This window comes from Brevundimonas sp. (genome assembly GCF_003248455.1).
In the GTDB taxonomy this organism is placed as follows: domain Bacteria; phylum Pseudomonadota; class Alphaproteobacteria; order Caulobacterales; family Caulobacteraceae; genus Brevundimonas.
In genome coordinates, this window is the sequence record NZ_QFNM01000032.1 from 25,009 (window position 1) to 37,526 (window position 12,518).

14 protein-coding genes are annotated in these 12,518 nt (G+C 65.8%); 2 read left to right on the forward strand and 12 right to left on the reverse strand.

The features are described from left to right. Positions 1 to 20: 20 nt before the first annotated feature. The 5 genes from DI624_RS12475 to map form a co-directional block, all read right to left on the reverse strand. Positions 21 to 908, reverse strand: a complete 888-nt coding sequence (locus DI624_RS12475; protein WP_291539001.1) for an aldo/keto reductase — start codon at positions 906 to 908, stop codon at positions 21 to 23. Continuing rightward, entirely contained in the window at positions 908 to 1,156 is a 249-nt protein-coding gene (locus DI624_RS12480; RefSeq protein ID WP_291539002.1) for a BolA family protein, read from the reverse strand. The genes DI624_RS12475 and DI624_RS12480 overlap by 1 nt, the downstream gene beginning before the upstream one ends. Positions 1,157 to 1,210: 54 nt before the next feature. Then, entirely contained in the window at positions 1,211 to 1,735 is a 525-nt protein-coding gene (locus tag DI624_RS12485) for a GNAT family N-acetyltransferase (RefSeq protein WP_291539004.1), read from the reverse strand. Then, positions 1,732 to 2,457: a DNA repair protein RadC gene (gene radC / locus DI624_RS12490; RefSeq protein WP_291539006.1), complete on the reverse strand. Its 726-nt coding sequence runs from the start codon at positions 2,455 to 2,457 to the stop codon at positions 1,732 to 1,734. The genes DI624_RS12485 and radC overlap by 4 nt, the downstream gene beginning before the upstream one ends. Positions 2,458 to 2,715: 258 nt before the next feature. After that, on the reverse strand, positions 2,716 to 3,534 hold the full coding sequence (map, locus tag DI624_RS12495) for a type I methionyl aminopeptidase (protein WP_291539027.1): 819 nt from the start codon (positions 3,532 to 3,534) through the stop codon (positions 2,716 to 2,718). Positions 3,535 to 3,899: 365 nt separating this feature from the next. Between map and DI624_RS12500 the strand changes: the two genes are divergently transcribed. Continuing rightward, a complete protein-coding gene (locus DI624_RS12500; RefSeq protein ID WP_291539008.1) occupies positions 3,900 to 5,252 on the forward strand; it encodes an OmpP1/FadL family transporter in 1,353 nt (450 codons plus the stop codon). 90 nt (positions 5,253 to 5,342) lie between these two features. On the opposite strand, the gene DI624_RS12505 is transcribed toward DI624_RS12500, so the two are convergent. Further along, on the reverse strand, positions 5,343 to 6,803 hold the full coding sequence (locus tag DI624_RS12505) for a DEAD/DEAH box helicase (protein ID WP_291539030.1): 1,461 nt from the start codon (positions 6,801 to 6,803) through the stop codon (positions 5,343 to 5,345). Positions 6,804 to 7,099: 296 nt separating this feature from the next. Then, positions 7,100 to 7,663 (reverse strand): hypothetical protein, encoded by a 564-nt coding sequence (locus DI624_RS12510; protein ID WP_291539010.1) that lies wholly within the window; start codon positions 7,661 to 7,663, stop codon positions 7,100 to 7,102. 199 nt (positions 7,664 to 7,862) lie between these two features. Here DI624_RS12510 and DI624_RS12515 point away from each other — a divergent pair, with 199 nt between their 5' ends. Then, complete coding sequence (locus DI624_RS12515) at positions 7,863 to 8,621, forward strand: hypothetical protein (RefSeq protein ID WP_291539012.1); 759 nt, start codon at positions 7,863 to 7,865, stop codon at positions 8,619 to 8,621. 61 nt (positions 8,622 to 8,682) lie between these two features. Here the strand turns inward: DI624_RS12515 and DI624_RS12520 are convergent, their stop codons facing one another. The 5 genes from DI624_RS12520 to DI624_RS12540 form a co-directional block, all read right to left on the reverse strand. Further along, the gene (locus DI624_RS12520) at positions 8,683 to 9,474 is read right to left on the reverse strand and encodes a DpnI domain-containing protein (RefSeq protein WP_291539014.1); all 792 of its coding nucleotides are present in this window, start codon (positions 9,472 to 9,474) and stop codon (positions 8,683 to 8,685) included. Between the two features lie 27 nt (positions 9,475 to 9,501). After that, positions 9,502 to 9,720 carry a hypothetical protein gene (locus tag DI624_RS12525; RefSeq protein ID WP_291539016.1) on the reverse strand — a complete coding sequence of 73 codons (219 nt, stop codon included), beginning with the start codon at positions 9,718 to 9,720 and terminating at the stop codon, positions 9,502 to 9,504. A gap of 292 nt (positions 9,721 to 10,012) precedes the next feature. Further along, entirely contained in the window at positions 10,013 to 10,354 is a 342-nt protein-coding gene (locus DI624_RS12530) for a hypothetical protein (RefSeq protein ID WP_291539018.1), read from the reverse strand. A gap of 78 nt (positions 10,355 to 10,432) precedes the next feature. Then, positions 10,433 to 11,260 (reverse strand): hypothetical protein, encoded by an 828-nt coding sequence (locus DI624_RS12535; RefSeq protein ID WP_291539021.1) that lies wholly within the window; start codon positions 11,258 to 11,260, stop codon positions 10,433 to 10,435. Between the two features lie 111 nt (positions 11,261 to 11,371). Further along, the coding region (locus DI624_RS12540; RefSeq protein WP_291539024.1) for a helicase-related protein at positions 11,372 to 12,518 on the reverse strand (1,147 nt) is incomplete at its 5' end.

Consider the following 12,518-nt stretch of genomic DNA (forward strand, 5'->3'; position numbering starts at 1 on the left):
GCGACGATCGGCCGTTCCGATCAGGCGGCGTTGGCCACGACGCGGGCCATCTCGATCTGGGCGGCCAGGCCCGGCGGCATGTCCCGCTCGGGCGCGGCGGCCAGCACCGCCAGCCGGTCCGCGCCGGTCGGCGTCACGATCACGCTGGACACCGACGGATCGGTCAGGACGTAGGACAGGCAGATGGCCTCGGCCGTCCAGTTGGGGGTGCGATACAGGAAGCCGAAGGCGTCCTTCTTGGGCGTGTCGGGGGGGCGCTTGCCGCCGCCCAGGCCGAAAAGCCCCTTCTTGAACACCGGGGCGTCGGGCGCGCGCGTGCGCCGGTCGATGTAGAAGTCGTAGGCGAAGACGGCCATGTCCTGCTCGCGCGCCGAGCGGATGCGGTTGCGGATCGGCCAGCCGGCGTTGATGTCGAACGGCGTCAACAGGGCGTCGAACGCGCCGGTGGAGACATAGGCGTCCATCACCGGCCCGCCGCCGGCGATGCCCAGCAGGCGGATGCGCCCGGTCTTCCTCAGCGCCTTCAGCGCCGCCAGCGACGCCTGCGCCAGCTCCGTCTCGCCCGGCTCGTGCAGCACGGCCATGTCGATCCAGCCCAGGCCCGAGAAGTGCAGCACCCGGTCGATGGCGGCGGTCATCCCTTCGGCGGAGAAGTCGCGCGCCTCGCCGGTCCCCAGGGTGACGCTGACATAGACCAGCTTGCGGTCCACGTGCGACAGGGCCTCGCCCAGCACCTCGGCGGCCACCGGATCGGCGGTCTCCAGCCGATAGCTGTTGATCCCCGCCTCCAGCGCCGAATACAGCAGGTCCAGCCCCGCCTCGCGCCCGCGCGCCAGCGCCTCCGCCCCGAAACTGAGCGTCAGGTTCGAAATCGCGGAGCCGGAGACGCCGAACGGGCGATAGCGCATCAGCCTTGCCCCGCCTCGGACGGCGCGGAGGTCTCCAGCGCCAGGGCGTGCAGTTCGCCGCCCATCTTTCCCTTCAGCGCCGCATAGACCAGCTGGTGCTGGCGCACGCGCGCCAGACCGGCGAAGGCGCTCGACACGATGCGCGCGCGATAGTGGTCGCCGTCGCCGGCCAGATCCTCGATGGCGATCTCGGCGCCGGGAAAGGCGTCGGCCAGATGCTGGCGCAGCGTTTCGACGGACATGGGCATGGCGGACTCTCGCAACCTTCGCCGCCAGACTGCCCTATAAACCTTAATGGCAGGCTACGCCGCGCGCGGCCGTTCGAACAGCTGCACGGCCTCGTCCCGGTATCGCGCCTGCGCATAGGGGCGATAGCCGACCCGTTCGGCCAGCCGGATCGAGGCGAGGTTCCGCGGCGCGATCATGCACACGGTTCGCGCGGCCGGCAGACGGGCGTCGGCCCAGGCCAGGGCGGCCGTCACCGCCTCGGCGGCGATCCCCCGGTTCTGGAAGGCGGGCGCCAGGCCCCAGCCCAGTTCGGGATCGGTCAGGGGCGGATCGATCAGCCGCCGGTGATCCAGGATCGACACATTGCCCGCATAGGCGCCGCCGTCGGCCAGGCGGATCGTCCAGCCGCCGTATCCCGCCACGCTCCACTGGCCCAGGTCGCGCAGCAGCCGGAACCAGACCTCCTCGCTTGTCATGGCGCGGCCGGTGATGTGCCGGGTGAAGGCCTCGTCGGCCCAAAGCCCGGCCAGATCGTCGAAGTCCGTCACGGCCACGGGCGTCAGCACCAGCCGCCCGGTGGTCAGAATGGCGTCGTTCACATCAGTCCCAGCTGCTTCAGGCTGGCCACCCCGTCGCGGCCGACGACCAGATGGTCGTGCACCTCGACATTAAGGGCGCGCCCGGCCCGCACAACCTGTTTCGTCATCTCCACGTCGGCGCGGCTGGGGGTCGGGTCGCCCGAAGGGTGGTTGTGGACCAGGATCAGGGCGCTGGCCGACAGCTCCAGCGCGCGCCGCACCACCTCGCGCGGATAGACCGGCGCATGGTCGACCGTGCCCCGGTTCTGCACCTCGTCCAGGATCAGCTGGTTCTTCTTGTCCAGGTAAAGCACCCGCAACTGCTCGCGCGGCTCGTGCTGCAAGGCGACGCGCACATAGGCCAAGAGCGCCGTCCAGGACGAGATCACCGGCCGTTTCGCCGTCGGCTCGCGCGCGATCCGCCGCGTCACGTCGAAGATCAGCTGAAGGTCCAGCGCCACCGCCCGCGTCGCCTTTCCGGCGACATAGCCCAGCGACCGCGCGACCTGATCCTCGACGGCTTCATGGCTGGCCGCTCCGATCCCTTCCAGCCCGCCGAACCGCGCCAAAAGATCCTTGGCCAGCGGCTTGGTGTCCTTGTACGGCACGCTGCGGAACAGCAGCAGCTCCAGCAGCTCGTAGTCGGGCAGGGCGCCTAAGCCCCCCTTCGCCGCCCGCTCCCGCAGCCGGTCGCGATGGCCGCTGTGGCGCGGGGTCGGCTTGGTCGAAATCTCGTCGGTCATACGCCGTCAGGCCCGCAGATGCGCAACCTTTGCAGGATCGGGCGATCCGACGAGCGACGCAAGTGCAGCGTGTGCGCCTACACTTTTCTTTCGTCATCCTCCGGCAAGCCGCTTGCGGCGCAGACCGGGGGACCCAGCGGCGACGAAGGCGATCCATCGGTTCGCAAGATGTCAAACGACCGAGGTCGCGACAGGTTCGCGCTCACGCGCGCCGCTGGGTCCCCCGGTCTCGCTTCGCTCGCCGGAGGATGACGAAGATCAGTTCGGCCGGAACAGCCCCGCCGGCGACGCCGTGAAGATTTCCAGACCGTCTTCCGTCACCCCGATGGTGTGCTCGCACTGGGCCGACAGGGACTTGTCGCGGGTCACGGCGGTCCAGCCGTCGGACAGCACCTTCACCTGCGGCTTGCCCAGGTTCACCATCGGCTCGACGGTGAAGAACATTCCCGGCTTCAGCACCGCGCCCTCGCCGCGACGGCCGTAGTGCAGGACGTTGGGGCTGTCGTGGAACACCCGGCCGATGCCGTGGCCGCAGAAGTCGCGCACCACGCTCATGCGCTGGGCCTCGACGAACTTCTGGATGGCGTAACCGATGTCGCCGAACGTATTGCCGGGCTTGACCTGCTCCAGCCCGATCTCCAGCGACTGATAGGTCACGTCGATCAGCTTTCTGGCCCGGGCATTGATCTCGCCCACCGCATACATGCGGCTGGAATCGCCGTGCCACCCGTCCACGATCACGGTGTGGTCGATGTTGACGATGTCGCCGTCCTTCAGCACCCGGTCGCCGGGAATGCCGTGGCAGACGACGTGGTTGATCGAGGTGCAGACCGTCTTCTCGTAGCCCTTGTAGCCCAGGCAGGCGGGCAGGCCGCCGTTGTCCAGGGTGAACTCGCGCACCAGGTCGTCGATCGCGCCGGTCGTCACGCCCGGCTTCACATGGGCGGCGATCATGTCCAGGGCCTCGGCGACCAGGCGGCCGGCCTTGCGCATCCCCTCGAAATCCTCGGGCGCGTGGATGCGGATGGCGCTGGATCGGACCAGGACGTCGGTTTCCAATTCGGGCGTTTCGTACATGGGGGCTTCCATGGGAGCTTCGATCAGGCTTGGGACATGGCGAAATGCCGGCGCGCGATGCAGATGGCCCTTATATCACGGATGCACAAGGCGATCTTGGGGCGGCGCGGGCAGGCATGGAAATCCGCCCGGCGGCTTTCCGGCGCGGTTTCCGCCGCGTAAGTCCGTGATTGGCGACGGCTTCTTGCCGTTAGGGAACCTCGCGCGGGTGTGATCTTGTGCAGCTTTCGTGACACAGTTTCGCCCGGATCGAGGCGGAGAGCGGCCATGTGCGCAACGCTTTCTCGCCGAAAGCGCTGCGCCAGCGTCTCTCCCCGACACCCCACCGCCGCGTTTGATGGCGGGGGCTTACTTAGGAATGGCATATGACTCCCAGGAATTTCGCTCGCATGGGCGGCCTTGCGCTGTCCACGGCTCTGCTGGCCGGCGTCGCCGCGCCCGCCATGGCTGGCTCCTTCTACGTCCAGGAACAATCGACCCGCGGCCAGGGCCGCGCCAACGCCGGCGTCGGCGCCGACAAGGGCGTCCAGTCGCTGTGGTGGAACCCCGCCGCCATCGCCGGGACCCAGCGCGAAGTCTATACGGGCCTGCACGGCCTGCTGCTGGATTCCGACGTCGACAATCGCGGCTCCAGCCTGACGTACAACGTCCCCGTCGCCGGCGTGGGCGTGGTCAGCCGCACCTATCCGGTCAACGGCGACCCGCACGTCCATGACGTGGTCGAAAGCGGCATCGTGCCTAACTTCGCCATCTCTACGCCGATCGGCGACCGTTTCAACATCGGCCTGGCCGTCCAGGCGCCCTACAACTTCACCACCAAGTATCTGCCGGACGACTTCGCCCGCTACGACGCCCTGACCTCGGAACTGCGCTCGGCCAACGTCAGCCTGGTCGCCGCCGCCAAGGTTACGGACTGGCTGGACATCGGCGCCGGCTTCGACGCACAGTACGCCAAGGCGACCCTGTCGTCGGCCCTGCCGAACGCGCCGATCCCGGCCGTCCTGTCGCCGGCCTATGTCGTGTCGCCCTCGACCGACGGCCGCAACCAACTGGAAGGCGACGGCTGGAACTACGGCTGGAACGCCGGCGCCCAGATGCATTTCGGCAAGCTGGATCTCGGCCTGTCCTACCGTTCGGAAATCAAGCACGAGTTGGATGGCTCGGTGAACATCTCCGGCCTGACCGGCGTACTGGCCGGCGCTAACGTCTCGGCGGACGGCCAGGCCAGCTTCACCACCCCCTGGTACGCCACCGTTTCGGCCCGCTACGCCGTCAACGACCGCCTGACCCTGAACGCCCAGGTCAACCAGATCGGCTGGAGCGAGTTCGACGCCATCCGCGTGACCTACGGCGCGAGCGGATCCTCGACCATCGTCCAGGACTATGACGACGTCACCACCGGCGCGCTGGGCTTCGACTACAAGATCGACCCGACCATGACCTTCCGCGCCGGCCTGGGCTACGACCCGACCCCGACGCCGGACGATCACCGCACCGCCCGCATCCCGGACGGCGACCGCTGGCTCTACGCCGCCGGCCTGTCCAAGACGATGGGTTCGATGACCTTCGACGGCGCCGTGACCTACATCGACATCGACACGGCGACGATCAACGACACGCGCGACGTCTATGGCAACGGCCTGGTCATCTCGAACCTGCGCGGCGAGGCCAAGGGCTCCGGCGTCGGCTTCTCGCTGGGCGCGACCTGGAACTTCTAAGGTCCGCACACGCCTGACATGAGAACGGCGGCGCCCTCGCAGGCGCCGCCGTTTTTTGTTCCTCCGCCGCCTCGCGGGGGAGGACCTAGATCAGCCCTTGGCGGCGCCGTAGCCCTTGCCGCCGTTCGAGGGGCGGCGGCGGGGGCGGCGCTTCATCTCGCCTTCCGGGCGAGGTTCGCGCGGCGCGGTCTTTTCGCCGGCCATGGGGTTGTAGGTCTTTTCGGGACGCGCCGCGGCCGCCTCGCCGCCGGGGCGGTTGCGGCGCTGGCGGTGCGGCTGGCCGCCGCCTTCCGGGCGCACGCCGTCGCGGTGCGGATTGCGGCTGCGACCGCGACCCCCGCGACCGCCGTCGTTGCGCTCGCCGCCCTCGCGTTCCGGCAGGGTCGCCTTCTTGGCCACGCCGGCGGCCATGATGGAGGCGTCCAGCGCCGCCAGCTGCTTGTCGTTGCGGCGATCCGCCGCCGGGATCTTCTGGCGCGTGACCTTTTCGATGTCGCGCAGCAGCTTCATCTCGTCGCCGGCCACGAAGCTGACGGCCGTGCCGTCCTTGCCCGCCCGCGCGGTGCGGCCGATGCGGTGGACATAGCTTTCCGGCACGTGCGGCAGTTCGAAGTTCACCACGTGCGAGACGCCGTCCACGTCGATGCCGCGCGCGGCGATGTCGGTGGCGACCAGAACCCTAAGCTTGCCCTTCTTGAAGGCTTCCAGCGTGCGTTCGCGCTGGGGCTGGGACTTGTTGCCGTGGATGGCCCCGGCCTCGACGCCGCCCGTCTCCAGATAGGCCGCGACCTTGTCGGCGCCGTGCTTGGTCTTGGTGAAGACCAGGCAGCGCTTGTATTCCGGGTCGCTGAACATCTCGGTCAGCAGGGCGCGCTTCTTGCCCTGTTCGATATAGACGACCGACTGGGCGATGCGCTGGACGGTGGTCGATTGCGGCGTGACCTGGACCTTGACCGGGTCCTTCAGCAGTTCGCCCGCCAGTTTGCCGATCTCGGTCGGCATGGTGGCCGAGAAGAACAGGTTCTGGCGGCGCGCCGGCATCCGGCTGACGATCTGGCGGATCGGCTTGATGAAGCCCAGGTCCAGCATCTGGTCGGCCTCGTCCAGCACGAAGATCTCGGTCGACGACAGGTCCAGCGTCTTCTGCTGGATGTGGTCCAGCAGGCGGCCCGGCGCGGCGACCAGGATGTCCAGACCCTGTTGCAGGGCGCGCTCCTGGGCGCCGTATTTCACGCCGCCGAAGATGACCGCGACCCGGAAGCCCAGATGGGCGCCATAGGCCTTGAAGCTGTCGCCGATCTGGGTCGCCAGTTCGCGCGTGGGGCTCAGGATCAGGGCGCGGGTGGTGCGGGGCGCGGGCGGGGTGCGGTTCTCGGCCAGCCGATGCAGGATCGGCAGGGCGAAGGCGGCGGTCTTGCCGGTGCCGGTCTGGGCGATGCCCAGCAGGTCCTTGCCCAGCATGACGTCGGGGATGGCCTTTTCCTGGATCGGCGTCGGCTTCACATAGCCGGTCGAGGCCAGGGCCTGCAGCAGGGCCTTGTTCAGGCCCATGGAGTCGAAGGTGATGCTCACAGCAATGTCTTTCGCGTAGCGGCGGATGCGAAAGCGAGCACGGCATGACGCCGTCGGGCCGCGCACCGCCAGTCCCGACGGGGCCTGCGACAGCGGGCCTGCGGGGTGGATCGGGCGCCGCCCCGCGTGTCCGGGCGGCCAATGAATATGAGGAACCGGCGGCTGCTACAGACAGGTCCGAAACGGACCCACACGCGCTGGAGACGCCGGAGATCGCGAATGTGCGACGCCGTGCAAATGGACGCTTATCGCCGATAAGTCAACCGTCGCCGCCGTCAGGGCGCGTATCGGGTCGCCGTCTCGGGCAGTCCGTCGGGCAGGCCGATCGCCGCGCGCCATGCCTCGGGATGCAGCCGCGCCATCTCCAGATCCAGTTGCGGCAGCGGCTTCAGCCGCCCTTGCGCGTCCCAGAACCGCCCGGCCCACGGCAGGTCCGCCTCCAGCGCCCGCGCCCGGTCCCGCGCCGCCGCCTCCGGTCCCAGATGCGTCGCCCGCCAGTGGTACAGCCACGGAATATGCCAGTTCGGCCCGGCCGTCAGCGGCTCGTCCCGCATCGCCGCCGCCAGACATTCCGCCAGCGCCCGCGCGTCCTCCAGCTGGGCGTAAAAGGCGTCGCGCCTTGCCTGAATGTGACGGTCCCACCCTTCCGCCGGCTCGATCGGCCCCAGCGTCGGCTCGGGCCGTTTCCAGCCCTCCGCCTCGCGCCGTTTCCACAGGGCGTGCACCCCCACGTCATAGCGTTTGGCGACCGAGCGCGCCGTCTCGCCGTCCTCCCACGCCTTGCGAACCTCGGCCCAGACGGCGTCCGGCCGGATCCTGCGATGTATCCCCTGGCTCATGGCCCCGGTCGTAAGCCGGCCTTGCGTCAGGAACGGTCGTCGCCCGCTCCCCGTCGCCCCCGCCGCCGCCGTCGCTGCGGGGCCGAATAGGATGGCTGAGGCGTCCAACCCATCGTCTCCACCTATGGAGAATCAAATCTCTAGGTGCGAAATTCGCCGATCGACCGGCCTGGGTCGGCGACGGCCCCATACTGTCGCCATGACAAAACGCATCTACAAGATCCAGCCGCCCGAAGTCTGGGCCCAGGTCCGCCAGGACTATCTGGCGGGCCAGGACGCCAAGACCGTCGCCGCCCGCCACGGCGTCACCGTCGACGCCCTGCGCGCCCGCGCGACCAAACAGGGCTGGTCGCGCCATCCGCGCACCCGGACCCTGTCGCCCCGGGAAGCGGCCGTCCTGGCGCAAGAGACGCTCGCCCCTCCGCCGGACGAGACGGGCGGCCACGACCCCGCCGACCTGGCCCGCGCCGCCGCCCAGGCCTCGGGCCGCGCCCTGCACGCCCAGGACTTCGCCCAGGCCCGCGCCCTGGCGGCCCTGGCCGAGACCTATCGCAAACTGGCCGACCGCGACGGCCCCGGCCGCGCCGCCCGCCTGACGATAAAGACCGCGCCCCTGCAACTGGTCTACGACATCCTGACCAATCCGGGCGAGGCCGAGGACCGCTTCGCCATGAACACCAGCGACAAGAGCGACTGGGAGCTGCGCGGCCAATACTGGCAGGCCAAACAGAAGCTGGAGCGCGCCGACACCGAATGGGGCAACGCCCAACTGGCCCGCCGCGTCCATCTGGAGCGCCGCATCGCCGCGCTCGAGGACCAGCTCCGCGCCGCCGGCCTCGACCCCGTCATCGAACGCGAAAAGGACCGCCGCATCTCCCAGGGCCTCGACCTCTACCTGGGTCCCCTGCGCAAGATCGTGTCGATGGAAGAGTGGGAGAAGTCGCTGGATGAGTTGTGAGGGGCGATCCGTCTCCCCTTGCGGGAGAACGGGAAAGTTTGGGGAGACACGAGGGGCTCGTTCAGACCCGCCGATAGGCGCCACGCCCATCGAATGCCAACCAACCCCTGTCACGCAGCAGCTGAAGCTGTTGTCTGATCTTGGGGCGGACATTGTTATTGGCTGGATAAAGCGCGGCCAACGCCGCCTCGCGAGCATAGACCTCGTCCAGAGTAAACTCCGGCTTTCCTATGGCCTCGACTGTCTTCATCACGGCCAGCAGCCAGCCGCGGGCGGTCACGCTGGCGTCCTTCAGAAAAAGGGTGGACCGCCAACGGTCCAGCACCTCGCCCTTGGGCGCAGGGGCGCCGCGCGTGATCAACGGGATGCGACCCGACAGCGGCACCTGGCCGATCAGGATGTTGCACCCCTGCCAGCCGGCACGACGCGCGTTCGGCCCCAGGGGCTTGCGCGCTTGGATGATGTCCTGGGTGAAGAAGTGCCGGGGAACAACGATCAGGTCCGTAACAGCCGTCCGATCCCGGTCATAGCTCATGGCGAACAGGTTGGGATTGTTGCGCGCCGCCAGCCGCGAAGTCATCGCGCCGAAGGCGCCGTCCGGGATCGACCGCCCCAGCGCACCCTTCTTGGCCTTAAGCTCGAACTCCTCGGCGCAGGCGTCGCAGACGAAGTCCCCGACCGGGGAATTATTCGGCAACTGCCGCAGCCGCTCCGCGCCGCAGGCCGGACAAAACAGGTGCGCTGCGACCCATCCCTCGCTCAGCGCACGGACGTTCTGGGTCGGGCCTTTGAAGACGGCCTGCTCCTCGGCGAAGCCGAAGGGCGGGGTCCAGGAAGCGTCGTCTTCAGTCATGCGAGCAATATGACGCTCCCGCGTTAGTCAGCCCTTACCACGCGCATATCCATCTATGTCTTCGCCATGTTCGTCGATGGCCGACATACGAACCGCGTCGAACTCCGTCACACCTTGGTTCTCCCAGGTGACTTTGACGTGGCCCTCGTAGACGACATCGACAGCCTCCTCGGCGGAGTCGGCTTCTACCTCGCAGGTGTAGTCGACGTAGGCGTCGACGCGGGAGAGAATGCGGAAGGTGGGCATGGCAGTGGCTCCCTCATCCAGATTTAGAGATCCACAACAACGGGTTAGACGCAAGCCTGGTTGAGCGCGTCGCCGAAATGTTGCGATGACGTCATGCTCTGATCGAGAGCCATGCCCTCTTAGGCGCGCAATTCACTGCTCAACGAAGACAACATAGCGCGAACGCGCACGGCTGCTTCTCGTGCCGCCGTGGCTCCTCTCTCGCCTTGAGAGGCATCGCGATGGGAAGGCCGGGTCTCTTCGAGCATGCGCGCTAGAACGGGATCGATTTTTGCCGTCTCGACAAAGCGAGTCATGTGCGAAGCCCTTGGTTTCGATAGCGACGATATAGAAAGTCACGATTGCTATCAATATCGAAATAGTTCTTCCGCTTTAACCAAATGAAGCCGTCACCCTTCGAGATGACAGCAACATCGACCGGGCCGCCAACTGTTTCCAGTTTGGAGTCTACCTTTCTGCGAAGCGATGTTAGTTCTACAAGCGCCTGAGCCATATCGGCCAAGTCTTCTTTCGGAAGGCTGTTTATTACCTTCACTACAGGATTGCTAATCGTTCGGGTTCTGAAGTCAGAAAAATTTTGTTTGAATAATGAATATGCCTCGTCATTTATTTTCTTCTGTATCGCCGCTTCCACAACACGGTTTTGGCTTGGAACATAGTGATCAATTACATCTTTTATTCGGTCTTCTAAAAGCTGTGGAATAATTGTATCCTAGAATTCATTGCTCTCAAGTGTGATGCCCTCCATGAAGGAAAACACGATATCGGCTTGGCCGAATGGGACTATATAACCGCCTCTTGAACCGCTTCCATTCAGGTCTTGGACTCGATCCTCCCATACGCGAAAAACTGATCCAGCGCAGCCATCTACAGTATAGGATTGCATGCACGGATACATCTCCTCCGAACCGAACCCTGCGATGACAATCCCGGTGGCGAACTCGCTCTCTACGTTATGTACTGCTAGTGCATGCAAAAGCTTAGTGATAGAATCGCTTACATTTTTCGTTATCACTTCTCCAAGAACGTCCTTCGCGAGTGAATCAATTATTTCTCGCCAATCTTTGCGGAATGAAGACAGGGATAAGCTCGCAATCTTTCGAGTCTCTTCCGAGATTGCCTTCACATTATGGTCGCAAACGGCGACTATCTGCGAGCGGAAATCTTTCTTGGTTTTGTAGTCGAGGTGGTCCTTGAGGGCTTCGAGGTTCTCGACAAAAAGGCCGGCAAAGGACAGTTTCTCAGTACGTTCTGATCTGAATCTGTCTTTCGAGACGAAAGCAAAAAAGGCATCTGCACATTCTTTCACGGTGACGAAGCGTTTTTCCGACACATCTTCGCGGAAGAGCTTTATGATCACTTCCCAAGATATGCCGAGGAAGTCTGCGCTCCCGTTCATCATGATGCCGATATCGTTTGCAGGCCCCAGCGAGAACAACTTATTTGCAGTCTTCCAGACCCGGTCTTGCCCAACAGTCACGGCGCTATCCGCCGCCAAGGCAATCGCCTGACGGTTGCCGATCACCACCTCTGTCGTCACATCTTCCTCCCGGCCATGAAAACGCCACTCCTTAGCTCAACCGGGAGTCGAGCTTAATGCCAAGCCTGGATTGACAAATTCGGGGTATAAAGATGGTTTTGGGCAATGGCCCTACCGCCCCTTCCTGAACCGCTCCTGCGCCTCCGCCGCCGCCTCGGCACGCCACCGCTTCGGCGCCGACTTGTCCACCTCTTCCCCCGCGCCGGTCAGGACTTCGTTGGCGAACTCCAGGTCCATCAGCTTCATGCGCTTGATCTCGTCGCGCAGGCGGGCGGCTTCTTCGAACTCCAGGTTGGAGGCGGCCTCGCGCATGCGGCCTTCCAGGTCGCGCAGGGCGGCCTGGAAGTTGGAGCCGACGAAGGGTTTGGCGGTCTCGGCCACGCCCGGACGGGTCAGGCGGTCCAGTTCGCGGGATTCATAGGGGCTGTCGAGGATTTCCTTGATGTCGCGCTTGACGCTTTCGGGCGTGATGCCGTGTTCGAGGTTGTAGGCCATCTGCCGTTCGCGGCGGCGATCCGTCTCGGCGATGGCGCGCTCCATGCTTCCGGTCATGCGGTCGGCGTACAGGATGACGCGGCCGTCCACATTGCGGGCGGCGCGGCCGATGGTCTGGATCAGGGAGGTCTCGGAGCGCAGGAAGCCTTCCTTGTCCGCATCTAGGATGGCGACCAGGCCGCATTCGGGGATGTCCAGACCCTCCCGCAGCAGGTTGATGCCGATCAGGCAGTCGAAGGCGCCCAGCCGCAGGTCGCGCAGGATCTCGATCCGCTCCAGCGTGTCCACGTCGGAGTGCATGTAGCGGACGCGCACGCCTTGTTCGTGCATATATTCGGTCAGGTCCTCGGCCATCTTCTTGGTCAGGGTCGTGACCAGGCTGCGATAGCCCTTGGCCGTCGTGGCCTTGACCTCGTCGATGACGTCGTCGACCTGGTTGCGGGTCTTGCCCGAGACGGGGCGGATTTCCACCGGCGGGTCGATCAGGCCGGTGGGGCGGATCACCTGCTCCACGAAGACGCCGCCGGCGCGCTCCATCTCCCAGGGGCCGGGGGTGGCCGAGACATGCACCGTCTGGGGGCGCATGGCGTCCCATTCCTCGAACTTGAGGGGTCTGTTGTCGATGCAGGAGGGCAGGCGGAAGCCGTATTCCGCCAGTGTCGATTTGCGGCGGTAGTCGCCCCGGAACATGCCGTTGATCTGGCCGATGGTGACGTGGCTCTCGTCCACGAACAGCAGGGCGTTGTCGGGGATGTATTCGAAG